22 protein-coding genes are annotated in these 24,632 nt (G+C 70.6%); 9 read left to right on the top strand and 13 right to left on the bottom strand.

Annotated elements, in window-relative coordinates; translation table 11 throughout:
- Nucleotides 1–43: 43 nt before the first annotated feature.
- The gene (locus tag RS82_RS08605; protein ID WP_045298384.1) at nt 44–655 is read right to left on the bottom strand and encodes a TetR/AcrR family transcriptional regulator; all 612 of its coding nucleotides are present in this window, start codon (nt 653–655) and stop codon (nt 44–46) included.
- A gap of 150 nt (nt 656–805) precedes the next feature.
- Between RS82_RS08605 and RS82_RS08610 the strand changes: the two genes are divergently transcribed.
- The gene (locus RS82_RS08610) at nt 806–2,296 is read left to right on the top strand and encodes an aldehyde dehydrogenase family protein (RefSeq protein ID WP_045298386.1); all 1,491 of its coding nucleotides are present in this window, start codon (nt 806–808) and stop codon (nt 2,294–2,296) included.
- Between the two features lie 14 nt (nt 2,297–2,310).
- On the opposite strand, the gene RS82_RS08615 is transcribed toward RS82_RS08610, so the two are convergent.
- Nucleotides 2,311–3,537, bottom strand: coding sequence for a TetR/AcrR family transcriptional regulator (locus RS82_RS08615; RefSeq protein ID WP_045298388.1), 1,227 nt, complete (start codon nt 3,535–3,537; stop codon nt 2,311–2,313).
- 193 nt (nt 3,538–3,730) lie between these two features.
- Between RS82_RS08615 and RS82_RS08620 the strand changes: the two genes are divergently transcribed.
- Genes RS82_RS08620 through RS82_RS08630 form a run of 3 tightly spaced genes read left to right on the top strand, consistent with a single transcriptional unit; the run spans nt 3,731 to nt 7,799 of the window.
- Entirely contained in the window at nt 3,731–5,308 is a 1,578-nt protein-coding gene (locus RS82_RS08620) for a long-chain-fatty-acid--CoA ligase (protein WP_045298390.1), read from the top strand.
- Between the two features lie 3 nt (nt 5,309–5,311).
- Entirely contained in the window at nt 5,312–6,916 is a 1,605-nt protein-coding gene (locus RS82_RS08625) for an alcohol dehydrogenase catalytic domain-containing protein (protein ID WP_084695539.1), read from the top strand.
- Nucleotides 6,917–6,974: 58 nt separating this feature from the next.
- Nucleotides 6,975–7,799: a hypothetical protein gene (locus tag RS82_RS08630; RefSeq protein WP_052676755.1), complete on the top strand. Its 825-nt coding sequence runs from the start codon at nt 6,975–6,977 to the stop codon at nt 7,797–7,799.
- 9 nt (nt 7,800–7,808) lie between these two features.
- Here the strand turns inward: RS82_RS08630 and RS82_RS08635 are convergent, their stop codons facing one another.
- From RS82_RS08635 to RS82_RS08655, 5 genes are read right to left on the bottom strand one after another with little or no spacing between them, the layout of a single operon-like run.
- Nucleotides 7,809–8,264 (bottom strand): hotdog fold thioesterase, encoded by a 456-nt coding sequence (locus RS82_RS08635; RefSeq protein WP_045298392.1) that lies wholly within the window; start codon nt 8,262–8,264, stop codon nt 7,809–7,811.
- A gap of 4 nt (nt 8,265–8,268) precedes the next feature.
- Nucleotides 8,269–9,459 carry a bifunctional 2-methylcitrate synthase/citrate synthase gene (locus RS82_RS08640; protein ID WP_045298395.1) on the bottom strand — a complete coding sequence of 397 codons (1,191 nt, stop codon included), beginning with the start codon at nt 9,457–9,459 and terminating at the stop codon, nt 8,269–8,271.
- Between the two features lie 23 nt (nt 9,460–9,482).
- Nucleotides 9,483–10,382, bottom strand: a complete 900-nt coding sequence (gene prpB / locus RS82_RS08645; protein ID WP_045298397.1) for a methylisocitrate lyase — start codon at nt 10,380–10,382, stop codon at nt 9,483–9,485.
- A complete protein-coding gene (locus tag RS82_RS08650) occupies nt 10,382–11,908 on the bottom strand; it encodes an MmgE/PrpD family protein (protein ID WP_045298400.1) in 1,527 nt (508 codons plus the stop codon). Before RS82_RS08650 ends, prpB begins: the two co-directional genes overlap by 1 nt.
- Before the next feature lie 10 nt (nt 11,909–11,918).
- Nucleotides 11,919–12,629, bottom strand: coding sequence for a GntR family transcriptional regulator (locus RS82_RS08655; RefSeq protein ID WP_045298699.1), 711 nt, complete (start codon nt 12,627–12,629; stop codon nt 11,919–11,921).
- A 246-nt stretch (nt 12,630–12,875) separates the two neighbouring features.
- On the opposite strand from RS82_RS08655, the gene RS82_RS08660 reads away from it, so the two are divergent.
- From RS82_RS08660 to RS82_RS08675, 4 genes are read left to right on the top strand one after another with little or no spacing between them, the layout of a single operon-like run.
- Nucleotides 12,876–13,799, top strand: a complete 924-nt coding sequence (locus RS82_RS08660; protein WP_045298402.1) for an ABC transporter ATP-binding protein — start codon at nt 12,876–12,878, stop codon at nt 13,797–13,799.
- Complete coding sequence (locus RS82_RS08665) at nt 13,796–15,415, top strand: ABC transporter permease (RefSeq protein WP_045298404.1); 1,620 nt, start codon at nt 13,796–13,798, stop codon at nt 15,413–15,415. Before RS82_RS08660 ends, RS82_RS08665 begins: the two co-directional genes overlap by 4 nt.
- A 9-nt stretch (nt 15,416–15,424) precedes the next feature.
- Nucleotides 15,425–15,910, top strand: a complete 486-nt coding sequence (locus RS82_RS08670; RefSeq protein ID WP_045298406.1) for a GbsR/MarR family transcriptional regulator — start codon at nt 15,425–15,427, stop codon at nt 15,908–15,910.
- 10 nt (nt 15,911–15,920) lie between these two features.
- Nucleotides 15,921–16,451 carry a ribonuclease H family protein gene (locus RS82_RS08675; protein ID WP_045298408.1) on the top strand — a complete coding sequence of 177 codons (531 nt, stop codon included), beginning with the start codon at nt 15,921–15,923 and terminating at the stop codon, nt 16,449–16,451.
- 89 nt (nt 16,452–16,540) lie between these two features.
- Here RS82_RS08675 and RS82_RS08680 read toward each other — a convergent pair whose 3' ends face one another.
- Entirely contained in the window at nt 16,541–18,007 is a 1,467-nt protein-coding gene (locus RS82_RS08680; RefSeq protein WP_045298410.1) for an aminotransferase-like domain-containing protein, read from the bottom strand.
- Nucleotides 18,008–18,026: 19 nt separating this feature from the next.
- On the opposite strand from RS82_RS08680, the gene RS82_RS20675 reads away from it, so the two are divergent.
- The gene (locus RS82_RS20675) at nt 18,027–18,407 is read left to right on the top strand and encodes a hypothetical protein (protein ID WP_052676756.1); all 381 of its coding nucleotides are present in this window, start codon (nt 18,027–18,029) and stop codon (nt 18,405–18,407) included.
- A 103-nt stretch (nt 18,408–18,510) separates the two neighbouring features.
- Here the strand turns inward: RS82_RS20675 and RS82_RS08690 are convergent, their stop codons facing one another.
- The 5 genes from RS82_RS08690 to RS82_RS08710 form a co-directional block, all read right to left on the bottom strand.
- Nucleotides 18,511–18,873, bottom strand: coding sequence for a VOC family protein (locus RS82_RS08690; protein WP_045298414.1), 363 nt, complete (start codon nt 18,871–18,873; stop codon nt 18,511–18,513).
- 75 nt (nt 18,874–18,948) lie between these two features.
- Entirely contained in the window at nt 18,949–19,428 is a 480-nt protein-coding gene (locus RS82_RS08695; protein ID WP_045298417.1) for an NUDIX hydrolase, read from the bottom strand.
- Nucleotides 19,429–19,431: 3 nt separating this feature from the next.
- Nucleotides 19,432–20,445, bottom strand: coding sequence for an aldo/keto reductase family protein (locus tag RS82_RS08700; RefSeq protein WP_045298419.1), 1,014 nt, complete (start codon nt 20,443–20,445; stop codon nt 19,432–19,434).
- Nucleotides 20,446–20,499: 54 nt separating this feature from the next.
- Complete coding sequence (locus RS82_RS08705) at nt 20,500–22,614, bottom strand: ABC transporter ATP-binding protein (RefSeq protein ID WP_045298421.1); 2,115 nt, start codon at nt 22,612–22,614, stop codon at nt 20,500–20,502.
- Nucleotides 22,611–24,344 carry an ABC transporter ATP-binding protein gene (locus RS82_RS08710; protein ID WP_045298701.1) on the bottom strand — a complete coding sequence of 578 codons (1,734 nt, stop codon included), beginning with the start codon at nt 24,342–24,344 and terminating at the stop codon, nt 22,611–22,613. The genes RS82_RS08705 and RS82_RS08710 overlap by 4 nt, the downstream gene beginning before the upstream one ends.
- Nucleotides 24,345–24,632 lie beyond the last annotated feature (288 nt).

Raw genomic sequence — 24,632 nt, forward strand, 5'->3', positions numbered from 1 at the left:
GTGACTGCGGAACAGCGGAGGCTGCGGGGTCTACGGGGCGGGGTCAAGCGCCGGCGCCGTGGCGGACGAGGTCCTGGGTCTGACGGACGAGGTCGTCGAGGCTGCGGGTGCGGGGGTTCCACCACTCCACGGCCCAGTTCATCGAGCCCAGGAGCAGCAGGCGGAAGATGTTGATGTCGAGGTCGGGCCGGAGCTGGCCGGCATCCTGCGCGGCGTGGAAGAGGTCGCGCCAGATGCGGCTGTAGGACGCCTCTTCGGCGGCGGGGCGCACGCGCAGATGCTCGGGCACCTGCCCCGCGTTGCGGACGGACGCCGTCGTATAGTCCGAGATCTGCAGCTCATAACGCAGGTGCGCGTCGACCGCCGCGAGGATGCGGTCGAGGGGCGTGGCGTCGTCGGGCAGCGCCGCGATCACCTCTTCGACGTGTACGCGCACGCGGTGCGCGCCGGCCCACATCACCTCTTCGACGAGGTCGTCGCGCGAGCCGAAGTAGTAGTAGATCGCGGGGGCCTGCACGCCGGCGACGTCGGCGACGTCGGTCAGCCGCGTGCCGGCGTAGCCCTTGCGACTGAGCACCTGCGCGGCGGCGTCGAGGATGCGCTGACGCGTGCGCTGCGATTTCGCCGTCGCACCGTCCTCGCTGCTCTGCGACACCCGGCCCCCTCTCGTTCCTCACATTCTAACTAGGATTCGAAAATCTTCGGACAGCCCCTTGCGGCGTGAACGCGGCGGCGATACTGTGAATCGCCATTCACTTCCGGCCCTCGATGACGAGTCTCGGCGACGAGATGGAAACGACCCGACATGACCCTCCTGCACGACGACGGCACCTCTGTCCTCACCACCACCGACCCGCGCGACGGCAGTCCGATCGCCTCGTACCCGGTGTCGTCCGCCGACGACGTGCGGCACGCCGTCTACCGAGCCCGCGAAGCGGCGGCATGGTGGGCGGGCCTCGCGTTCGGCGAGCGCCGGCGCGTGCTGGTCGCATTCAAGGCGGCCATCGCGCGCGATGCGAAAGCGCTGGCCGCGACGATCGCGCGCGAGACCGGCAAGCCCGACGGCGATGCGCTCCTCGAGGTGATGCTCACGCTCGGTCACCTCGACTGGGCGGCTAAGAATGCGGAGCCCGTGCTCAAGCGGCGCAAGGTCAAGGCAGGGCTCGTCAACTACAACCAGCACGCGACGCTCGGGTACGTGCCCTACGGCGTCGTCGGCGTCATCGGCCCGTGGAACTACCCGTTCTACACGCCGATGGGCTCGATCTCGTACGCGCTCGCGGCCGGCAACGCCGTCGTCTTCAAGCCGAGCGAGCTGACGCCCGGCACCGCCGTGTGGGTCGCCGACAAGTGGCGCGAGGTGTGCGATCGCCCGGTGCTGCAGGTCGTGACCGGCGGCCGGGCGACCGGCGCGAACCTGGTGCGCGCGGGCGTCGACAAGGTCGCGTTCACCGGCTCGACCGCCAGCGCGAAGAAGGTCATGGCCGCGTGCTCCGAGACCCTCACCCCACTGGTCGCCGAGTGCGGAGGCAAGGACGCGCTGATCGTCGCGACGGATGCCGACCTCGACGCCGCGGCCGACTTCATCGCGTTCGGCGCTCTCGGCAACGCGGGTCAGACGTGCGTCGGCGTCGAGCGCGTCTACGTCGAGCAGCGCGTGCGCGATGCGCTCGTCGACAAGGTCGTCGAGCGCGCGAAGCGGGTCGTCGTGACCGGCGACGCCCCGACGTACGGGCCGATGACCTTGGCGACCCAGACGGGTGTCGTCGCCGCCCACGTCGAAGACGCGCTCGCCCGCGGTGGCAAGGCGGTGTTCGGCGGCCCCGAGTCGGTCGCCGAGCGCACCGTGTCGCCCATCGTGCTGGTCGACGTCCCCGAGGACTCCGACGCCGTACAGCGCGAGACCTTCGGACCGACCGTGGTCATCAACGCCGTCGCCGACCTCGACGAAGCGGTCGCCCGCGCCAACGCGACCGACTACGGGCTGGGGGCCGCGGTCTTCACGAAGGACGCGAGGAAGGGCGAGCGCATCGCCGAGCAGCTGCGCGCCGGCGTCGTCACGATCAACTCCGTGCTCGGCTTCGCGGCCATCGGCGCGCTGCCGTTCGGCGGCGTCAAGGGGTCGGGCTTCGGCCGCATCCACGGCGCCGACGGCCTGCGCGAGTTCAGCGTGCCCAAGTCGATCGCGCGCCAGACCCGCAAGGCGGCGCTCAACCTGCTGACGCTCGAGCGCTCCCCGAAGGACATGCACATGGTCGAGCGCATGATCCCGATGCTCCACGGCAAGGCGCGCTGATCCGGCCCCGGGCGTCACCGCTCGTCGATCCCCAGCACGATCTCGACCAGGTGCGTCAGCCGCGCAGCCGCCGCCTTGTCGCGCACCGTGAGCAGCGGCGCCTGGTCGGCGACCACGCCCAGCCCGGCATGGACGAGGACGGATGCCTCACGCCCGCCGAGTTCGGGACGCACGGCCTGCAGCAGCGCCGCCCAGTCCGCGATGTGCGCCCGCTGCATCGCGCGCAGGCGCCGCTGCTCGTCGGGCGCGAGGTTGCCGATCTCCGAGAAGTAGATGCGCATGAGGGCGAGGTGCGAGAACGTGTGGTCGACGTACGCGCGGCAGAGGCGGCGCAGAGCATCCTCGGGCGAGGAAGCCGACTCCCGTGCGTGCAGTGCTGCGCGCTCGAGCTCTACCGCGGCCCGATCGCACGCGGCCAGCAGCAGCGCGGACTTGCCGTCGAAGTGGCGGTAGACACCGGACGGGGTGAGGTCGACCTCGACTGCGACATCCTCGATGGTGACCTCGTTGTAGCCGCGCGCGGCGAACTGGCGGATCGCGGCGTCGATGAGGCGCGCCCGGCGGCCCTGCTCGGAGGCGCCTTCGTCGCCGGGCGGAGGCGGGGGCGCAGCATCCGTCGCGGTCATGGCGTCGGGAGCCGGTAGCGAGCCGTCGAGCGCACGCCACGCCGCTCCCGCCAGAAGGCTGCGCAGCGCGCGGGCGCCGACCACCGTGCGATGCGCGGTGATGCTCGCGACCGCGCTCAGCGCGCCGAGGACGAGCAGCCGGCGGTCCGGCTCGTCGACGTCGGGGCGGTAGACGACGTGCGCCGCCTCGAACCGCTGACGGAGCAGGCGGAACTCGGAGGTGAGCAGCTCGCGGTCGTCGTGCTCGAGGTAGCGGCCCTCCCATCGGTAGATGCCGCCGGTCGCGCGGAGTTCGACCGTGGTCGCGATGACCGCGTCGACGAGCGCGTCGAGGGCCGCGTGCGCCTCATCGGCCGAGTCGAGCGGAAGTGCGGCGGCCGCATCGGTGTCTTCGATGAGGCGATGGGCGATGGTGAAAGCGGTCTGCACGAACAGCGCGTACTTGTTCGGGAAGTGCCGGTACAGCGCCGGCGCCGAGATGCCGACGGCCGCCGCGATGTCCTGCATGGCGACGGCGTGATAGCCGTTCTGCGCGAAGGCCAGGGCGGCGGCTTCCTCGATGCGGCGCTTGCGGTCCCGCGGCCTCGTGCGGGAGGCGGGCGCGGCAGCGGGCATGCGGACAGCCTACTCGCGGCTCCGGGGGCCGGCTCCGAATGCGACCCCGCGTTCACTTCCGGGCTCGCTGGACATGTGAATGTCCATTAACAAAAGTCGTGACATCCGACTCCAGGCCTGGCATACTCGACACCAGCCACCGGTGTCGCAGTGTCGCGGCATCCGTTGACGATGACGTGACGAGAGGCACCCGATGAACGACTCCGCCCCCACCGCGATCCCCGCATCCGCGCGGCGCAACCACTGGATGAACCAGGTCGCCACGCACGCCGAGATGAAGCCGGATGCTGCGGCCTTCCGCTTCCTCGGCGAGACGACGACGTGGCGCGAGACGCGAGACCGCACCGACGCGTTCGCGGCAGCCCTCGCACGCCGCGGCGTCGCCGCCGGCGACCGCGTGCTGCTGCTGACGCTGAACCGCCCCGAGGTCGTGATCTCCGTGTTCGGCATCAACCGGACCGGCGCGATCGCCGTGCCGATCAACATCCGGCTCACCCCGCCGGAGATCGCCTACATCGTCGACGACGCCGACGCGGATGTGCTCATCGTCGAGGGGCCGCTCGCCCCGCTCGTCGGCGCCGTCGCCCAGATCACCGACCGCATCAAGAGGGTCATCGTCATCGGGCAAGCCGGCGAGGGGCAGGACTCGTGGACGGATCTCGTCGAGGAAGACCTCGACGGCTTCGAGGCGCCGGACATCCCCGAAGACACGACCGCGCTCATCATGTACACCTCGGGCACCACAGGCCGCCCGAAGGGCGCGATGCTCGATCACATCAACCTCTACGCGCAGTCGATCACCTGCATCCGCGCGAACAACGTCGTCGACGAGAGCGACATCTCGTTCCTGACGGCGCCGCTGTTCCACATCGCCGGCCTCGGCTCGATCGCGCCGAACTTCATCCTCGGCATCCCGACCGTGATCCACCCGCTCGGCGCGTTCAACGCCACCGAGCTCCTCGACGCGTGGGAGCGCGAGAAGGCGACGATCGTCTTCAACGTGCCGCAGCAGTGGCAGGTGATCTGCGCCGACCCGACCGTCGGCGAGCGCGACCTGCACCTGCGCATCATCAGCTGGGGCGCCGCTCCCGCGTCCGACACGCTGCTGCACGCGATGGCCGACACGTTCCCGCACGCGACGAATGTCGCCGTATTCGGGCAGACCGAGCTCTCCCCGATCACGTGCGTGCTGCGCGGCGAGGACTCCCTCCGCAAGCTCGGCTCGGTCGGCAGGCCGATCCCGACCATCCAGTATCGCGTCGTCGACGAGGACATGAACGACGTCGCCCCGGGCGAGGTCGGCGAGATCGTGTATCGGGGACCGACCCTCATGAAGGGGTACTGGCGCAAGCCGGTCGAGACCGCCGCGGCGTTCGAGGGCGGCTGGTTCCACTCGGGCGACCTGGTCCGTCAGGACGACGAGGGCTTCGTGTGGGTCGTCGACCGCAAGAAGGACATGATCATCTCGGGCGGCGAGAACATCTACTGCGCCGAGGTCGAGAACGTGCTGTTCGCCCACCCCAAGATCCTCGAGGCGGCGATCTACGGCCGCGCCGACGAGCGCTGGGGCGAGGTGCCCGTTGCGGCGGTCGCCGTGGCGCCGGGCGAGGAGCTCACGATCGACGGGCTGCAGGCGTGGCTGAGCGACAAGCTGGCGCGCTTCAAGCAGCCCAAAGCGCTCGTCGTCGTGCCCGCACTCCCCCGGAACGCCGGCGGCAAGGTCGACAAGGTCGCGCTGCGCGCAGCCGACCGCGAGCTGACCCCTGCGTAGGCCATGACAGCTGCTGTGGCCGCGCTCGTCCGTGAGCGCGGCGGATCCGTCGCGCTCACGGACGTCGCCCTGCGATCCCCCGACCCGCGCGAACTCGTCGTGAAGGTGATGGCATCCGGCGTCTGCCCGACAGACCTGTTCGGCATCGACGGAGGCGCGGGCGACCGTTTCCCCGCCGTCTTCGGGCACGAGGGCGCGGGCATCGTCGAAGCCGTCGGCGCAGAGGTCACGCGCGTGCGGCCCGGCGACCGGGTCGTGCTCGGCTTCGGCTCGTGCGGTGCGTGCGGCCCGTGCCGCGACGGGCACCCCGCGTACTGCGACCGCTTCGCCGAGCTCAATTACGCGCCGCGCTCCGATGCGGCCACCGCGGGCGGCGAGCACGTCACCACCGGGTGGATGGCGCAGTCGTCGTGGGCGACCCGCATCGTCGTGCACGAGTCGAGCGCGGTGCCGATCGGCGACGATGTGCCGTGGGCGGTGGCCGCGACCCTGGGCTGCGGCATCCTCACCGGTGCCGGCACCGTGCTCAACGTGCTGCGTCCGGCACCCGGCGACGCGCTGCTGGTGCTGGGCGCCGGGACCACAGGGCTCGCGGCCGTCATGGCTGCGGCGCACCGGGGCGTCGCGCGCATCGTCGTGAGCGACCCGGTCGAGGCGCGCCGCACCCTCGCCCTCGAGGTCGGCGCCACCGAGGTGATCGCCCCCGACGACCTCGCGGCGCTCCGCCCGGCCCCGTCGTTCAGCCACGTGCTCGACACCGCCGGCACGCAGCCGTCGATCGACGCCGCCCTGGCCGCCGTCGCGCCGCGCGGCATCGCCGCCACGGTCGCGCTCAAGCCGGGCGCCAACCCCGTGGCCGTGTCGCAGTCGCGTCTGCTGTGGGGCCGCACCCTCACCGGCGTGATCGAGGGCGACGCCGACATCGCCCGCGACGTTCCGCTGCTCGCGGCGCTGTGGCGCGCCGGCCGGCTCCCCGTCGAGCGGCTGGTCGGCACGTACGCCTTCGCCGACGCGCAGGCCGCGATCGCCGACGCCCGCGCAGGACGCCTCGTCAAGCCCGTCCTCGAGATGGAGACGGTGACGGTGACGGATGCTGCGGCCGCAGCATCCGTCCGCTCACTGGTGGACCGGCTCCGCGAGGGCGTGTCCGACGACGACCTCGCGGCGCTGTGGCGTTCGCTTCCCGCGGTCGGGACGGCGCAGCTGCGCGGACTGTGGCAGGGCTGGGCAGTGACGCGCGACCACCACGCCGGGCGACTGCTCGAGCGCAGCCGGTGGTACGGCAAGCTCTTCCGCTCCGACGATGACGTCGCGCCCATCGTGTGCGAGACCGACGATGGGGCGCTCCTCGCGGACACAGACCTCGCCCGCGGCGGCGCGACCCTGCGCACCATCGTGCACGACGGCGTCGCCACCGCGTCGATGGTGTACGACGGCCAGCCGATCATCGACCACTTCGTGCGGCTGGGGGCCGACACGGTGTTGGGCGTCATGACCGGCCGCGACACCGACGACCGCGGCCGCGCCTTCTATTTCGTCCTGGAGCACGTGGAGGACCGCCCCGTCGCAGCGCGCGACACCACTCCGACAACAGCGCACCGCAGCTGATTGTCGACACCCGACAAGAATCTGCGAGCGTCCGTCGATGGCACGGCAGAATCGGCCGATGATCGATCGCGGCACGAGTACCCCCGGCCCGTGGGCCGCCCCCGGCCCGTGGGCCGCGCTGGCGGTTCCGCAGCGGGCGCGGGCATCCGCCGTCCTGGCGGTCGGGCTGTCGCTCGTGCTCGCCGGGTGCGCGGCCGGGCCCCTGAGCAGCGGCGACGACCGCGCCAGCGCCGTGGCCGAGGAGGTCGCCGCGGACGTCGGAGCGCACTCGGCGAACGCTCCCGAGATCACGTTGCTCGAGATGGTCGCGTGGTGGGTGCCCGAAGGAACGGTGTACACCGGATCAGGGACGGCGCTCGTCGAGCCGCTCGCCTGGTCCGGAGAGTCGGCGGGCAGCCGAGCGACCATCGACATCAGGGTCGCGGTCGAGGTGGATCCGTCGTCCTCGACGCAGCTCTTCGCCTCGGGCGGCGGATCGGCCACACGGTGCTTCCGTCTGGAGTGGGAGCAGTACGAGCAGGCGCAGCCCTCCGACATCCCCTGCCCCGACGGGCCGGCTCCGGCGCGACCGACTCCGGCGCCCCGCCCCGAACTCACCCAGGCCGACAGCGACCGGATCGCCGCCATCGTGGCCGGTGACGGCGCAGCGGCCGACGTCGAGCGTGCTCTGCGGGACGCTTTTCCGCAGGACTTCATCCGCATCGAGACGACCGCCGCCGACGGCGGCGTCGTCGCGGCGGTCGGGATCCCCGCCGAGCGCGAGTGCGTCCTCGTCTTCCGCGATGCGGCGGGCGCTGTCACGAACCCGGGGTTCCGGCAGGTCTCGCTCGAGCCGGGCGAGATCGGCTGCTCGACATCGCTCTACACGAACCCGCCGTTCTGAGCACCGCCGTCAGGCGCGCTCATCGGGAGTCGCGTAGGTGCTGCGCTGCTCGATGACCGCCAGCGTGCAGCGCGAGACGCACACGAGGCGCCCGGCCTCGTCGGCGATGCGGATCTCCCACACGTGCACCCGGCGCCCGACGTTGATCGCCGTCACCGTGCCGGTGACCCAGCCTGAGGAGATCGGGCGCAGGTGGTTGGCGTTGATCTCCATGCCCACGACGTGGAACCGTTCACGGTCCACGGCGAGGTAGCCGGCCCACGAAGCGAGAGTCTCGGCGAGCGCGACCGATGCACCGCCGTGGAGCACGCCCGCGGGCTGCACGGAACGGCGGTCCACCGGCATCCGTCCGACCAGCGCGTCGTCGCGGATCTCGACGATCTCGATGCCGAGGTGCTCGATGAGCGTGCCCGGCGCCATCGCCGAGAGGTCGATGGCCGCGACGTCGCCGAACCAGAGGCTCACGGCCTCACCCCGCGGCTTCCTCTTCACGGTCGGCGGTGGCCTGGTGGGCAGCATCCGGGACGTACCCCTCGATGTGGCGCTCGTCCGGGCCGTTGTACTCCGACAGCGGGCGGATGAGCGCGTTCGAGGCGAGCTGCTCCATGATGTGGGCGGTCCATCCGGTGACGCGGGCAGCCACGAACAGGGGCGTGAACGTGAGCGTGTCGAAGCCGATGAGGTTGTACGCAGGCCCCGAAGGGTAGTCGAGATTCGGATATATGCCCTTGCGGCTTACGAACTCGCTCTCGAGCGTGTCGTACAGCGCGGCCACGTCGGGGCGGTCGTAGTGCTCGACGAGCGTGTCGAGCGCCGCCTTCATCGTGGGCACGCGCGAGTCGCCGCGCTTGTACACGCGGTGGCCGAAGCCCATGATCTTGCGCTTCTCGGCGAGAGCCTGGTCGAGCCACGGTCCGACGTTCTCGGCCGTGCCGATCTCGTCGAAGATGTGCAGCACGGCCTCGTTCGCCCCGCCGTGGAGCGGACCCTTGAGCGCGCCGATCGCCGCGACGACGGCCGAGTAGAGATCGCTGAGCGTCGACGTCACGACACGGGCGGTGAACGTCGAGGCGTTGAACGAGTGCTCGGCGTAGAGGATCATCGAGCGGTTGAAGGCGTCGACGACGACGTCGTCGGCCGTCTCGTCGAACGTCATCCAGAGGAAGTTCGCGGCGTAGTCGAGGTCGTCACGCGGCGCGACCGGCTGCAGGCCACGACGGCGGCGCTGACCGTAGGCGACGATCGCGGGAAGCATGGCGAAGAGGCGGACGCTGCGCGCCAGGTTCTCCTCCTCGCTCCCGCTCACGTCGAGCACCGAGCCGGTCCCGGCGAGGTCGCGCGCGCCGATGAGGCTGACCGCGGTGCGCACCTCGTCCATCGGGTGCGCATCGATCGGCACGAGGTCGATCGCGGCGCGCACGTCGGCGGGAAGGTGCCGGTACGCGCGCTCGGTCGCGCGCAGCTGTGCGAGCTGCACGTCGGTCGGCAGCTCGCCGTGCCACAGCAGGTAGGCGACGGCCTCGAACGGCTGCGTGGCCGCGAGCTCCTGCACCGGATAGCCGCGGTACAGCAGCGAGTTCGTCTCGGGGTTGACCTTCGAGACCGCCGTGTAGTCCACGACGACGCCGGCGAGGCCCTTCTTGATGTCGGGTTCGGTCATGACTGCTCCTTCGGGTCAGTGACTCAGCGCTGGATCTGGAAGTTGAAGACGTCCTGGTCGAAGTGGTTGTAGTGCTCGTAGTCGATGAGGTCGTAGAGGTCGGCGCGGTGCTGCATCTCGCCGAGCTTGGACGTGAGGTGTCCATCGTCGATGAGCGTATCGAGCGCGCGGGATGCTGCGCCCATCGCGATCCGCAGGAGTGAGACCGGCCAGATCACGATGTTGACGCCGACGCTCTGCAGCTGGTCGACCGAGAAGAGCTCCGACTTCCCGAACTCTGTCATGTTGGCGAGGATCGGCACGTCCACGGCGGCGCGGATCGCGGCGAACTCCTCGAGTGTGCGCATCGCCTCGGGGAAGATCGCATCGGCCCCCGCGTCCACGAGCGCCTTCGCACGGTCGATCGCGGCATCCATCCCCTCCACGGCGCGGATGTCCGTCCGGGCCATGATGAGGAAGTTCGGGTCGCGGCGCGCGTCGGCGGCCGCCCGGATGCGCTTGATCGCGGTGTCCTCGTCGACCACGGCCTTGCCGTCGAGGTGACCGCACCGCTTCGGGTTGATCTGGTCCTCGATGTGGGTGCCGGCAAGGCCTGCATCCTCGAGCGTCTGGATCGTGCGGGCGACGTTCATGGGCTCGCCGAAGCCGGTGTCGGCGTCGATGATCGCGGGCAGGTCGGTCATGCGGGCGATCTGCTGGCCGCGCGCGGCGACCTCGGTGAGGGTCGTCAGGCCGATGTCGGGAAGACCCAGGTCGGCACTGAGCACGGCACCCGAGATGTACACGCCCTCGAAGCCCTTGCGCTCGATGAGCCGGGCGCTGAGCGGATTGAACGCACCGGGGAACCGCAGCAGCTCGCCCGATGCGAGCCGCTCGCGGAAGAGCCGCCGCTTCTCGTGCGCGGGGATGGTGGAGTACAGCATCAGAACAGGCCCTTCGGAGCCGGAGCGCCCGCGAGCACGCCGAAGGCGGCGACGATCGTGAGCTGCTGCACCTCTTGGGCGGTGAGGTCGGGCAGACGCTCTGCGAGCCCGAGGAAGCGCTCGATCTCCTCGGGCGCCAGCACGGGCTCGGCGAGCAGCCGGAACTTGCGCACGTAGTCCTCACGGACGAACGGCCGGGCGCCGAGCGGGTGCGCGTCGGCGACGGCGATCTCGTCCTCGATGGTCTCGCCGTTCGTGAGGCGGATCTCGACGCGACCCCCGAACGCCTTCTCGTTCGGGTCCTCCGAGTGGTAGCGGCGGGTCCACTCCGGGTCCTCGGCTGTGGTGATCTTCTGCCAGAGCTCGACCGTGTCGGCCCGGCCCGCGCGCTCGGGGGTGTACGAGTCGACGTGATGCCAGCCGCCGTCCTGCAGCGCCACCGCGAAGATGTACGGGATCGAATGGTCGAGCGTCTCGCGGGATGCAGTGGGGTCGTACTTCTGCGGGTCGTTCGCGCCCGAGCCGATCACGTAGTGCGTGTGGTGCGACGTGTGCAGCACGATCGCCTCGACGTTGGCGGGATCCAGCAGCTCGGGGTGCTCGCCGTGCAGCTTGCGGGCGAGGTCGATCCACGCCTGCGCCTGGTACTCGGCCGAATGCTCCTTCGTGTAGGAGTCGAGGATGCCGCGCTTGGGCTCGCCCGCGCCCGGCAGCGGCACGTCGTACGAGGCATCCGGGCCGTCCAGGAGCCACGCGATGACGCCGTCCTCGCCCTCGTAGATGGGGCTCGGCGAGGTCTCGCCGCGCATCGCGCGATCGACGGCCTCGACCGCCATCTTGCCCGCGAAGGCCGGAGCGTGCGCCTTCCACGTCGAGATCTCGCCCTTGCGGGACTGGCGGGTGGCGGTGGTGGTGTGAAGCGCCTGGCCGACCGCCTGGTAGATCGTCTCGACATCGAGGCCGAGCAGCGTGCCGATGCCGGCCGCGGCCGACGGGCCGAGGTGCGCGACATGGTCGATCTTGTGCTTGTGCAGGCTGATGGCGCGCACGAGGTCGATCTGGATCTCGTAGCCCGTCGCGAGCCCGCGCACCAGCGCCGCCCCGTCGGCGCCGACGTGCTGGGCGACCGCGACGATCGGCGGGATGTTGTCGCCCGGGTGCGAGTACTCCGCCGCAAGGAACGTGTCGTGGTAGTCGAGCTCGCGCACGGCCACTCCGTTCGCCCACGCCGCCCACTCCGGGCTCGTCTTGCGGTCGAGCGCGCAGCCGAACACCGTGGCTCCCGAGCCGCCGACCGACACCGCGTGGTCGAGGGCCTGCTGGCGGGCGGCGCTCACCGGAGCACGGGTGAGGGATGCCGCCGCCACGGCCGCGTTGTCGATGACGCGGTTGATGATCATGTCGATCACGTCCTGGTCCACCTCGACGGGGTCGGCGGCGACTTCGGCGATGTGCCACGCGAGCTGCCCCTCGCGCGCGAGGTGCTCGTCGCTGCGGTGGACGCGGAGGTGGTGGATGACGGTCATGACCGGCCTTTCAGAGTCGGGGGCGCGCTCCGACAGGCTCAACGACCGGAGCAGCTGGTGCTCCGGTCGCCGAGCCTGTCGAAGCGGTGAGGGATTCGAGGATGCTGTGCAGCGCGTTGTGCAGGTGCACGTGCGTCGCGTGGGCGGCGAGATCCGCGTCGCGGGTGGAGATCGCGGCCGCGATCAGCCGGTGCTCGGCGACGGATGCTGCGAGCCGGGCGGGATTGTCGCGCGCGAGCCGTCGCACCCGGACGAGATGCGTGCGCACCGTGCGCAACGCAGCGGTGAGGTAGTCGTTCGCGACGGCGGCGTCGAGGGCGAGGTCGAAGTCCGCGATCAGGGCGTAGTAGGCGTCGCGCCCGTCCGCTCCCGCGCCGTGGCCGTCGAGATCGACTCGGGCGAAATCATGGGCGAGCTGCGCGAAGGCTGCGGCATCCCCGCGCTCCGCGGCGAGCCGCGCGGCGGACTCCTCGAGGGCGCGGCGCACCTCGAAGATCTCCCGGATGTCGTCGGCATCGATCGCGGTGACCACGGTGACGCGCGGCGACTGCTGCGCGACAAGGCCGTCGGCCGCGAGCCGGCCGAGCGCTTCGCGAAGGGGGGTGCGACTGACACCGAGACGAGCGGCCTGCTCGACCTCGCCGAGCACGGCGCCGGGCCGCAGCACGCCGGACTGGATCTCGTCGAGGAGGGTCGCGTATGCGCGGTCACTGGCCCGCATCCGCATCACCTCCTCGTTCGACACCTCGGCCAGTGTATACACAAACATCCTCGATGCGCACTTCGCGGAGGGAATGCGGGGTTATTCGTATACAAACTCGACTCCGTAGCGATTTCGCCCGATATCGACGCGCGTTCGACACGTGTAGCTTCCGCAGCACCCCCCTGAACTCCGATCGACGTGGGCCCCGTGAGGAAAGCGTGAGGAATATTCAGCAATTTGTGAATCGGGCGTACCGTCGGCGCCATGACCACAGTCATCCGCACGAGCGGCCTCACCAAGCACTACGGCCGCGTCCACGCCCTCGACGGACTCGACCTCGCGGTCGACGAGGGCCAGGTGCACGGGTTCCTCGGACCCAACGGGGCGGGCAAGTCCACCACGATCCGGATCCTCCTGGGACTCGCACGCAAGACCGGGGGCGAGGCATCCGTCTTCGGTCTCCAGCCGTGGCGCGACGCCGTCAAGATCCACCGGCGGGTCGCGTACATCCCCGGCGATGTGAGCGTGTGGCCGAACCTGTCGGGCGGCGAGGCGATCGACCTGCTCGCGCGCCTGCGCGGTGCATCGCGCCACGACACGGCCTATGCCGGTGAGAAGGCGCGTCTCATGGAGGCGTTCCAGTTCGACCCGCGCAAGAAGGGCCGGGCCTATTCGAAGGGGAACCGGCAGAAGGTGGCGCTCATCGCCGCCTTCGCCGTGCCCGCCGACCTGTACATCCTCGACGAGCCGACGAGCGGCCTCGACCCCCTCATGGACGTGATGTTCCGGCGGGAGGTCTCGCGCGTGCACGCGGCGGGCGCCACCGTGCTGCTGTCGAGCCACATCCTCTCCGAGGTCGAGCAGCTGTGCGATCGCGTCTCGATCATCCGCGCGGGGCGCGTCGTCGAGTCGGGCACCCTCGCCGACATGCGTCACCTCACGCGCACGGAGGTCTCGTTCGAGGGGACGGATGCTGCGCCCGTGGCTGCGCTCGCGGCGGCCCACGACACGCTCGTCGAAGACGGCCGCGTGCGCTTCACCGTCGACAGCGATGAGGTCTCCGGTGTGTTGCCCGAGCTCTCACGCCTCGGTGTGGCGGGACTGCGCGTCGCGCCGCCGTCGCTGGAGGAGCTGTTCCTCCGCCACTACGGCGACGACCTCGCCGTGCTGGAGAGGAACGGACGATGAGCCGGATCGCAGCGCTGCTGACGCAGCGGCTGCGGCGGGACTGGCTGCAGCTGACGCTGTGGATCTTCGGCACGATGGCGCTCGCGTTCGCGGGGCTCTCCGGCGCCGCGAACACCTACGGCACGGAGCAGGAGCGCACGGCGCTGCTGGCCACCGTGATGGCCAACCCGGTCATCCTGCTCTTCCGCGGGCTGCCGTCGGGGCCGGGCGAGCAGGCCTTCATCGTCTTCCTTCTGATGCCCTTCCTGGTGATGATGCCGGCGTTCATGAGCACCTTCCTCGCCGTGCGCCACACGCGCGGCGACGAGGAGGCAGGGCGCCTCGAACCCGTCGCGGCGACGACGGCGGGGAGGTCCGTGCCGACGGTCGCGACGATCATCCACGGCGTGCTCGCCAACGTCGTGCTGGGCGTCCTCGTGGCCGCCGCCTTCCTCGCCGGCGGCTCGCCCACCGAGGGGTCGTGGCTCGCCGGGTTCACGGCCGCGTGCGGCGGACTGACGTACCTCGGCGTCGCGCTCCTGGCGGCGCAGCTCATGCGCACCTCGCGGGGCGCGAACTCGCTCGCGGTGTGGGTGCTCGTCGTCTCGTACTTCATCGCCGGCATCGGCAACGCTCTCGGAACCCCGAGCGACGATCTCACCCACATGCAGAGCTCGTGGGTGACGCGGCTCTCGCCCTTCGGATGGGCCGAGAACACTCGCGCGTTCGACGAGAACCTGTGGTGGCCCGCGTTCCTCTGCCTCGCCGCGTTCGTCGTGTTCGCGGGGGCGGCGCTGGCCCTCCAGACCGTGCGCGACCTCGGCGCGAGCATCGTGCCCGAGCGGCGGGGCCGCACCGCCGCGGGCGCGACCCTGTCGTCGCCGACGGCGCTCGTCGCGCGGCTCGCGACCGGCTCGACGATCGGCTGGATGGCGGGCGCCTTCTTCGCCGGCGCCCTCTCGACCTCGCTCGGCTCGGTCGTGAACGAGATGGGGGCGGACAACCCGGCCGTCGCCGACATGCTGAAGGCGCTCTCGGCAGAGGCCGACCTCGAACAGGCGGTCGTGGTCGTCTTCTTCACCATGGTGGGACTCCTCGCCGCGTGCGCCGGCGTGCAGACCGTCGCCCGCGCTCGCCAGGAGGAGGCGCACGGCACCGCCGAGCCGGTCCTCGCCACACCGGTGCAGCGCGTGCGGTGGCTCGCCGACTACGTCGTCGTGGGGTTCGTCGCCATCGTCCTGACCTGCGCGGCGGCGTTCGTCGGGGCGTGGGCCGGCGCCGCGAGCCTCGACAACGGCGCAGCCCTGGCAGGCGACGCGTTCGTCGCCGCATGGGGGCAGGTCATCGCCGCATCCGTGTTCCTCGTCCTCACCGCTCTCGTCTTCACGATCGCCCCGCGATGGACGATCCCGCTCGGCTGGACCCTCGTCACCGCCGCGATCGTCTTCGGCCTCTTCGGACCGCTTCTCGGCCTTCCGGAATGGGTGACGAACCTGTCGCCGTTCTCGGTCGCGCCGGTGCCGAGTGGCAGCGAAGTGGATCTGCGTGGGATGTGGTGGCTCGTGCTCGCCGTCGGTGTCGGGGCGGCGGCATCCCTCACCCTCATGCGGCGGCGCGAGCTGGCCTCGGCCGGGTAGGCGACCGCGATGACGAACGAGCACCCTGGCGCCGAGGCGGCGGAGCAGGCGGCGGCGATGCTCACCGCCGTGGGCATGCCACGCATGCCGGCGCGGGTCATGATGGCCCTCGCCGGCTCGCCCGATGAGGGGTACACCGCCGCCGACCTCTCCGACCGCCTCGGCGTCTCGGCGGCCGCCGTGTCGGGTGCGGTGCGCTACCTCGTCTCGATGCGGCTCATCCACCGGCTCTCGCGCCCGGGCGACCGGCGCGACCGGTACGACCTCGCCGAGGACTCGTGGTCGGGCATGATCACCGCGAACGCGCCGCTGTACGGCACGCTCGCGGCGTCGCTGGACCGCATCGCCGACGAGAACCCCGGGGCTCCCGCGTCTGCCGCGCGGGCGCACGAGATCGCGGACTTCCTCCGCTATCTCGCGGAACGGATGCCGCAGCTCGCGGCCGAGTGGCGCGCAGGGCGCGACGCGCCCGGGGACGGGACCCGGGCCGGGTAGCCTTGCCCGAGTGACCGACGCGACCCGCTACATCGTTGCCACCGACGGAGCCTGCAAGGGCAACCCCGGACCGACGGGGTGGGCGTGGGTCGGCGAGGACGGCCACTGGGCCGCCGGATCGATCCCCTCGGGCACCAACAACATCGGCGAACTGACCGGGCTGCTCAAGGCGATCGAGGATCACGCCGACGTGGCGAACCTGGTCGTGCAGGCCGACTCCAAGTACGCGATCGACACGTACACGAAGTGGATGGACGGCCACCGCCGCCGCGGCTGGAAGACCTCGACGGGCGCGCCGACGAAGAACGTCGACATCCTCGAGCAGCTCATCGCCGCGCGTGACGCCCGGCGGGCGGCCGGCCTCCCCGACGTCGAGCTCGAACACGTGCGCGGTCACTCCGGCCACGTGCTCAACGCCTGGGCCGACGAGCGCGCGGTGCGCGCCTCCGAGCACGCGGCGAAGGGCACGGCGAGCGCATGGTCGTCGCTCGGCGCTCAGGACCGCATCGACGTCTCGTCCCGCCCGAAGAACGGGCGCTGACCGCTCCCCTCGCGCGACAGCTGCACTTCCCTGCAAGTGCTGCGGCGATCTGTGGCGCGCTCGCAGGAATCTGCAGCTGTCGCTGACCGCTACAGCTGCGACCGGTAGTCGCGCCAGGCCTCGCCGAGGCGGCCGACCCCTTCTTCCAGCACGGATTCGGGCGCGGTGTACGGCACGCGGATGTGGTCGTCGTAGATCACGGATGCCGTGAACTCCGTGCCGCCCGCGACCGAGACGCCGCGCATCGCGGCCATGCGGGCGAGCGCGGTCGCCGACCCGACGGGCAGACGCGCCCACAGAGTGAGGCCGCCCCGCGGCGGGGCCGCCTCCCAATCGGGAAGGTGCTCCTCCAACAGCCTGAGCAGGTGCGCGGAGGCGACCGCGTGCGTCTGCGACGTGGCGAGCCGCAGTGCGCGGGCCTCGTCGAGCAGGTCGAGCGCCAGCAGCTGAGCGGGCACGCTCGTCGACTGGTCGACCAGCTGACGGACACCGCGCAGGCGCCGCACCAGCACGGGGTCAGCGCGCAGCCATCCGATCCGCAGCCCCGACCACGACCACTTCGACAGCGAGTCGACCACGATCACCGGCGCGTCGGGACGCAGCGCCGCCAGGGTCGGCGGCACCACGCCGTCGAACGAGACGTGCGCGAGCACGCGATCCTCGAGCACCGGCACGCCGTACTCCGCTGACAGATCTGCCACGCGCTGCCGGGCTGGTCCGGGCATGCGGGTGCCGGTCGGATTGTGGTGGTGAGGGTTGACGGCGATGAGCACGGGGCGCAGCGCGACGATCGCGGCCTCGAGCTCGTCGACGTCGATCCCGTCGGGACCGATGGTGACGCCGTGCACGCGTCCGCCGCGCCGGCGCACCGAGTCGGCGAGCCCGGGCCAGGTCACCGATTCGGTGAGCACGACGTCGCCGGGCGAGACGAGCTCGTCCACGACCAGGCTGATCGCCTGCTGCGCGCCGTGGGTCACCAGGATCTGCGCCGCGGTCGCCGGCGTGCCCTCCTCCTCGAAGAGCGTGGCCAGCCGGGAGCGCAGAACCGGCAGGCCGGCGGGATCGGTCTCGGCCAGAGTGACCGGGTCGAGCGTGGGAGTGTGAGCGCGGACGAGGTCGATGACGAGCTGCGGCATCGCCGGCACGGCTCGCAGCAGATCGATCCCGGAGGGCGAGGCCGAGAACAGGCTCTCGCCCCGCGCCGTCCGCTCGCGGGTGGGGACGGCGGCTCCGATGTGCCCGGCGACGCGCGTGCCGCTCCCCTGCCGGCGCTCGACGAGCTCGTCGTCGCTCAGCAGCCCGTACGCCGCGACGACGGTTCCCCGAGAGACGGCGATCGCACCCGCGAGGGCGCGCTCGGCGGGCAGCCGGTCGCCGGGCCGCAGCTCGCCGCCCTCGATGAGCGCGGCGATCGCCTGAGCCAGCCGCACGGTCAGGGTGCCGTCGCCGTGCGCCCATCGGCCCAGTCGTCCGGCGAGTCGGGATGCCTCGACCGTGCCACCGAGGGCCACCCGGTGGTCCACCAGCCGCTCATTGGCCCTTTCGGCTGTCGTCATGACATCGCATTCTGGTCCAATGTTCCGTAAATCCGCCACCATTGACCGCAGTAGCAGTCCAGTTCTCTCCGATTGGACCACTCAGGAGCTTCTGGAGTGGATCGGCGCGGACGACGCCCGGTGTCATGACGGGACGCTGCTCGGCCCGCTCACCGCGATCGACGGCGCACTCGCCGCGCAGGAGGGGGGCGACTCATCCGCACTCGCCCCGGCCTCGCCCGCGCCGCTCGTGCGCGCCCTCGCGGCGCGGCTGCGCGCGGAGCCCGCGCTGCGCGACGTGCGCCTGGGCGATCTCGTCGACATCCGGTCGCAGAGTCCTGCCCCGCGCGGCGACCGCGAGCCCGGCGCCGAGCGCCGGACCGCGGCATCCGTTCGTCTTCCTCAGCTCCGCGTCAGCTGAGCCCGGGCTCGCGGGTTCGGGCGCGCGACTGCTGCAGTTTCCTGCGACTGCTGCGCCGATCTGTGGCGCGCTCGCGGAAACTGCAGCAGTCGTGGCGCGAGCGTCAGCCCTCCATCGATCCTTCGAAGAGGCCGACGGCGTTGCCGTCGGGGTCGCTGATGACCGCCCACCAGCTGGTGGGCGTGATCTCGTCCTTCTCCCGCAGCACGCTGCCCCCGGCGGCCTTCGCCTTCGCGACGGCGTCGTCGATCGAGTCGACCTCCACATAGGAGCGGGGCTGGGTGAAGCCGTCCTCGCGCGGGGCGAGGCCGCCGCCCGAGATCTTGTTGGGCGCCTGCCACATCGGATAGTCCTCGAAGCCGGGGACCTCGGCGATCTGCCAGCCGAACAGGTCCGAGTAGAACGCGGTCGCCTTGCCGAAGTCGCTGACCGGGATGTCGATGTGCGTGATGTCGCCGTGAGCCATGGGGTTCCTCTCGTTCGGGTCGGACCCGGCCAGTCTCCGCCGCCGTCCCCCGCCCCCGCAAGACTGGGAGGCGCGTCAGCCGGCAGACGCGGCATCGGTGAGACGGCGCTCGAGCGCGTCGATCGCGGGACGCTGACCCTTCACCAGGCGTTCTCTCGCGGCATCCAACCCCGTCCACTCCACACGATCGACCTCGGGGAACCGCGCCGTCTTCCCGGAGCGCGGCGGCCACTCCAGCTCGAACTCGCCGAACTCGAGCGCGTCGAGTGAGAACCGGGTGCCGTCGGCGACGAACACCGTCACGCGCTTGCCCGACGAGTACGCGAAGGTGCCGAGCTCGGCGTACGGCGGCTCGGGCGGTTCGATGCCGAGCTCCTCGCGGAACTCGCGGCGCGCGGCATCGAGCGCCCCCTCCTCACCCTCGATGAACTCACCTTTGGGGACGGACCACGCGCCGGCATCCTTGCTCGCCCAGAACGGGCCGCCCATGTGCGCGATGAGCACCTGGGGTTCGGGCGCGATCCGGTAGAGCAGGATGCCGGCGCTGGTGATCACGGCTCAGACGATACGGGTCTTCGGCGAGACCGTGTAGGTGTCCTCCGGGTCGCTGAACACGACGTCGCCGAGGGCGGTGTCGATCGCCGCGAGCGTGTCGGCGTCGAGCACGACACCCGAGGCCTTGACCGTCTCGGCGAGCTGCTCGGGACGGGATGCCCCCACCAGCGCGGACGCGACGTTCTTGTTCTGGAGCACCCACGCGATGGCGAGCTGCGGCATCGACAGTCCCGCCTGCTCGGCGACGGGCTTCAGGCGCTGGACCGCCTCGAGCACGTCATCGCGGAGGAAGCCCTGGATGAAACGGGCGCCGCTCTTGTCATCGGTCGCTCGCGAGCCTTCGGGCACCGGCTGGCCCGGCAGGTACTTGCCTGAAAGCACGCCTTGCGCCATCGGCGACCACACGATCTGCGAGATGCCGAGCTCTTCCGATGCCGGCACGACCTTGCCTTCGATGACGCGCCACAGCGCCGAGTACTGCGGCTGGTTCGAGATGAGCTGCACGCCGTAGCTCTTTGCGAGGGCGTGGCCCTCCCGCAGCTGCTCGGCGGTCCACTCCGAGACGCCGATGTAGAGCGCCTTGCCCTGGCGCACGACGTCGGCGAAGGCCTGGAAGGTCTCTTCGAGCGGCGTCTCGTAGTCGAAGCGGTGCGCCTGGTAGAGGTCGACGTAGTCGGTGCCGAGGCGCTTCAGCGAACCGTTGATCGACTCGAAGATGTGCTTGCGGCTCAGGCCGGTGTCGTTCGGCCCCTGTGGGCCGGTCGGGAAGTAGACCTTCGTGAAGATCTCGAGGGATTCGCGGCGCTGACCCGAGAGCGCCTTGCCGAGGACCTCCTCCGCGGCCGTGTTCGCGTAGACATCGGCCGTGTCGAACGTGGTGATTCCGGCGTCGAGCGCCGCGTGGACCGTCGCGATGGCGGCCGAGTCGTCGACCTGCGAGCCGTGGGTGACCCAGTTGCCGTAGGTGATCTCGCTGACCTTGAGACCGCTGTTTCCGAGGTACCGGTAATTGACCATGAGAAAACGCTACCCGCCCCGATGGGTGCATCGGGACGGGCAGCGTCGAGTGGATCAGACGACCGATGCGGTCTCGTCCTCGATCGCGTCGTCCTCGGCCGCCTCCGCGCGCTCGCCGGACTCGGCGTCGATGGACAGGGCGCGAGCCTCCTCGTCGAGATCGGCCGCGGCCTGCTCGAACTGGGAGTTGTACAGGCGGAAGTACGCGCCCTTCGCCGCGATGAGGTCGTCGTGCGTGCCCTTCTCGACGATCCCGCCGTTCTCCATCACGAGGATGAGGTCGGCGTCGCGGATCGTCGAGAGGCGGTGCGCGATGACGAACGACGTGCGACCCTCACGGAGTGCTGCCATCGCGTGCTGCAGCAGCAGCTCGGTGCGGGTGTCGACGGAGCTCGTCGCCTCGTCGAGGATGAGCACCGAGGGCTGCGCCACGAACGCTCGCGCGATCGTGATGAGCTGCTTCTCGCCCGCCGAGATGTTCGACGCGTCCTCGTCGAGGAGCGTGTCGTAGCCGTCAGGCAGGGAGTGCACGAACCGGTCGACGTAGGTCGCCCGCGCGGCGGCGAGGATCTCGTCGTCGGTGGCGTCGGCCCGGCCGTAGCGGATGTTCTCGCGGATCGTGCCGGCGAACAGCCACGGGTCCTGCAGCACCATTCCGGTCTCGGCGCGGATGTCGCGGCGCGTCAGGTCGGCGATGCTCTGCCCGTTGAGGAGGATGCGACCGCCGTCGAGCTCGTAGAAGCGCATGAGCAGGTTCACGAGCGTCGTCTTGCCGGCGCCGGTCGGACCCACGATCGCGACCGTCTGCCCGGGCTCGACTCGGAACGACAGGTCGTGGATGAGCGGCCGGTCGGGCGAGTAGGAGAAGGCGACGTCCTGGAATTCGATCGTGCCGTCACCCTCGACGAGTGCGGGGGCGTCCTCGGCGTCGGGCTCCTGCTCGGGCTCGTCGAGCAGTTCGAACACGCGCTCGGCCGAGGCCGTGCCCGACTGCACGACCGCCGCCATGCCGCCGAGCTCGGCCAGCGGCTGCGTGAACTGCTGCGAGTACTGGATGAACGCCTGCACGTCACCGAGGCGCAGCTGGCCGCCCGCCACCATGAGCGCGCCGAAGACCGCGATGCCCACATAGGTGAGGTTCCCGATGAACATCATCGCCGGCATCATGATGTTCGACAGGAACTGCGCATTGAACGACGCCTGGTACAGCTCCTCGTTCTCCTCACGGAACGCCTCGCGCGACGCCTGCTCGCGCCCGAAGACCTTGACCAGGGCGTGGCCCGAGAACGACTCCTCGACACGCGCGTTGAGCCGGCCGACCTTGCGCCACTGGATGCCGAACGCCTTCTGCGAGCGCGGCCCGATGACGCCGAAGAGGATCCCCATGAGCGGGAAGCTCACCAGCACCACGAGGGTCAGCTGCCACGAGATCGTCAGCATCATGATGAGCACGCCGATCACCGTCAGCACGCTCGTGAGAGCCTGCGACAGCGACTGCTGCATCATCTGCGTGATGTTGTCGATGTCGTTCGTGACGCGCGAGATCAGCTCGCCGCGCTGGACGCGGTCGAAGTAGCGCAGGGGCAGGCGGTTGATCTTCGCCTCGACCTCTTCGCGCAGACGCCACATGACGCGCACCATGATCACGTTGATGACGTAGCCCTGCAGCCACATCAGCAGCGACGACGCGAAGTACAGCGCGAGCACGATGAGCAGCACGCGGCTGAGCGCCATGAAGTCGACGCCGGCGCCCGGAACGAAGTGCTCCATCGCCGAGACCATGTTGGCGAGGTCCTGCTGGCCCTGCGCCTCGAGTCCGGCGACCACCTGCTCCTTCGTGGTGCCGGCGGGCGCCATCGACGAGACGACGCCCTCGAAGAGGATGTTGGTCGCCTCACCGAGCACCTTGGGCGAGAGCACCGCGAGCACGACGCCGATCGAGCCGAGGATCGACACGAACACGAACGCCCACGCGTTCGGACGCAGCAGCCCGATCAGCCGGCGGAAGGCGGGCCAGAAGTGCGCGGCCTTGCCCGGTGCGACAGCGCCGCTCCAGTCGTCGGCGGCGATGCGCGCCTGCTCGCCGAGCTCGATCTCGGCCTTCTCCTCGGCGCTCAGCTCTGCGACGGCCTGGCGTGTGCGCCGGCGGGTGGTCTTCTCGTCGCTCATCGGGCGACCTCCGCTCCGAGCTGGGATTCGACGATCTCTCGATAGGTCTGGCTCGTCTCGAGCAGCTGCTCATGCGTCCCCATCCCCACGATGCCGCCGTCGTCGAGGACGACGATGCGATCGGCGTCGGTGATCGTCGAAACGCGCTGGGCGACGACGATCTTGGTGACGTCGGGAAGCTCCCGCCACAGCGCCTGCCTCAGCCGTGCGTCGGTCGTGAGGTCGAGCGCGGAGAACGAGTCGTCGAAGACGAGCACCTTCGGCTGGTGCACGATGGCGCGCGCGATGGCCAGCCGCTGCCGCTGCCCGCCCGACACGTTGGTGCCGCCCTGCGCGATCGGCGCGTCGAGCCCGGCCTCCATCTGGCTCACGAAGTCGCTGGCCTGCGCGATCTCGAGCGCGCGCCAGAGCTCGGCATCCGTGGCGTCCTCCCGGCCGAACCGCAGATTGGACGCGATCGTGCCCGTGAAGAGGAACGGACGCTGAGGCACCAGGCCGATCGTGCTCCAGAGCGCCTCGAGGTCGGCCTTGCGCACGTCGACGCCGCCGACCTCGACGACGCCGTGGGTGACGTCGAACAGGCGCGGGATCAGCGAGACGAGAGTGGTCTTGCCGGCGCCGGTCGAACCGACGATGGCGACGGTCTCGCCGGCCGTCGCCCGGAAGCTGATGCCCGAGAGGATCGGATGCTCGGCGCCCGGGTAGGTGAAGGCGACGTCGCGGAACTCGATCGTGCCGGGCGCCGGGAACTCCGAGACCGCGTCGGCGGGACGCTCGAGCGACGAGTGCGTGTCGAGGACGTCGCCGACGCGTTCGGCGGAGACCGCGGCGCGAGGGATCATCAGCGTCATGAAGCTCGCCATCATCACGCCGGAGAGGATGATCATGGCGTACTGCATGAAGGCGAAGAGCGTGCCGATCTGGATCTCTCCGCTGTCGACCTGCATGCCGCCGAACCAGATCACGCCGATCACGGTGACGTTGAGGATCAGCATGACGGCGGGGAACAGCACCACGAAGAGCGAGCCGACCTTGCGGCCGACGACCATGATGTCGGTGTTGGCCTCGCGGAAGCGCTCCTCTTCGATCGGTTCGCGCACGAACGCGCGGATGACGCGGATGCCGGTGAGCTGCTCGCGCATCACGCGGTTCACGCCGTCGAGCTTGCCCTGGTAGCTGCGGAACAGCGGCACCATGCGGGCGATGACGATGCCCGCGACGACGAGGAGCACCGGCACGGCGACTGCGATGATCCATGCGAGGCTGGCGGCCTGCTCGATCGCGAGCACGATGCCACCGATCGCGAGCAGCGGCGCCGTGACGAGGAACGTCGCCCCCATCATGGCGAGCATCTGCACCTGCTGCACGTCGTTCGTGTTGCGGGTGATGAGCGAGCCGGCGCCGAAGCCGGTGACCTCACGCTCGGAGAAGCCCGAGACGCGCTCGAAGATGTCGTCGCGGATGTCGCGACCGAGCCTCATCGCGGCGCGGGCCGCGAAGTAGGTCGCGATGATCGACGCGACGATCTGCCCCAGCGAGACCGTCAGCATGACGATGCCGGTGCGCCAGATGTATTCGGTGTCGCCCTTGGACACGCCGTTGTCGATGATGTCGGCGTTCAGGCTGGGCAGGTAGAGCGAGGCGATGGCGGAGGCTGATTGGAACAGCAGCACGCCGAGCAGGAGCCAGCCATACGGTTTGAGATATCGGACGAGGAGCTTTGCCAGCACGAGGTTCTCCCGGACGCGGCGAAGCCATGACAAGGCTCCGCCTCTGCGGATCTGAGGGTGCCGACCCACCTTCGCACGGGCCGCCGACATCGCGGCAGACCCGTTCACTGAGGGCGGACCGGGGGCGCGGCCGCCTCCCAGCGGCGGCCCGCGGGTCACTCTAACACGATATATCGCGACGTGCGAGACCGCTCTCACGCGGAGGAGGACCACACGGAGGGCGGGACGGATGCCGCGGCCCGCAGCGGGGCCCACGGGCCCGGAGGCTCCGGGCGACGCGCCAGCGGC

Source organism: Microbacterium trichothecenolyticum (assembly GCF_000956465.1).
Lineage (GTDB): Bacteria > Actinomycetota > Actinomycetes > Actinomycetales > Microbacteriaceae > Microbacterium > Microbacterium trichothecenolyticum.

What these genes read in the sequence shown, in the direction of transcription:
- prpB (WP_045298397.1), bottom strand. Translation starts at nt 10,382, where the DNA reads ATGCTGTACTCCACCATCCCCGCGCACGAGAAGCGGCGGCTCTTCCGC.
- RS82_RS08700 (WP_045298419.1), bottom strand. Translation starts at nt 20,445, where the DNA reads ATGGTCAATTACCGGTACCTCGGAAACAGCGGTCTCAAGGTCAGCGAG.
- RS82_RS08665 (WP_045298404.1), top strand. Translation starts at nt 13,796, where the DNA reads ATGAGCCGGATCGCAGCGCTGCTGACGCAGCGGCTGCGGCGGGACTGG.
- RS82_RS08625 (WP_084695539.1), top strand. Translation starts at nt 5,312, where the DNA reads ATGACAGCTGCTGTGGCCGCGCTCGTCCGTGAGCGCGGCGGATCCGTC.
- RS82_RS08650 (WP_045298400.1), bottom strand. Translation starts at nt 11,908, where the DNA reads ATGACCGTCATCCACCACCTCCGCGTCCACCGCAGCGACGAGCACCTC.
- RS82_RS08640 (WP_045298395.1), bottom strand. Translation starts at nt 9,459, where the DNA reads ATGACCGAACCCGACATCAAGAAGGGCCTCGCCGGCGTCGTCGTGGAC.
- RS82_RS08615 (WP_045298388.1), bottom strand. Translation starts at nt 3,537, where the DNA reads ATGCCCGCTGCCGCGCCCGCCTCCCGCACGAGGCCGCGGGACCGCAAG.
- RS82_RS08655 (WP_045298699.1), bottom strand. Translation starts at nt 12,629, where the DNA reads ATGCGGGCCAGTGACCGCGCATACGCGACCCTCCTCGACGAGATCCAG.
- RS82_RS20675 (WP_052676756.1), top strand. Translation starts at nt 18,027, where the DNA reads ATGTTCCGTAAATCCGCCACCATTGACCGCAGTAGCAGTCCAGTTCTC.
- RS82_RS08705 (WP_045298421.1), bottom strand. Translation starts at nt 22,614, where the DNA reads ATGAGCGACGAGAAGACCACCCGCCGGCGCACACGCCAGGCCGTCGCA.
- RS82_RS08660 (WP_045298402.1), top strand. Translation starts at nt 12,876, where the DNA reads ATGACCACAGTCATCCGCACGAGCGGCCTCACCAAGCACTACGGCCGC.
- RS82_RS08620 (WP_045298390.1), top strand. Translation starts at nt 3,731, where the DNA reads ATGAACGACTCCGCCCCCACCGCGATCCCCGCATCCGCGCGGCGCAAC.
- RS82_RS08680 (WP_045298410.1), bottom strand. Translation starts at nt 18,007, where the DNA reads ATGACGACAGCCGAAAGGGCCAATGAGCGGCTGGTGGACCACCGGGTG.
- RS82_RS08630 (WP_052676755.1), top strand. Translation starts at nt 6,975, where the DNA reads ATGATCGATCGCGGCACGAGTACCCCCGGCCCGTGGGCCGCCCCCGGC.
- RS82_RS08690 (WP_045298414.1), bottom strand. Translation starts at nt 18,873, where the DNA reads ATGGCTCACGGCGACATCACGCACATCGACATCCCGGTCAGCGACTTC.
- RS82_RS08610 (WP_045298386.1), top strand. Translation starts at nt 806, where the DNA reads ATGACCCTCCTGCACGACGACGGCACCTCTGTCCTCACCACCACCGAC.
- RS82_RS08670 (WP_045298406.1), top strand. Translation starts at nt 15,425, where the DNA reads ATGACGAACGAGCACCCTGGCGCCGAGGCGGCGGAGCAGGCGGCGGCG.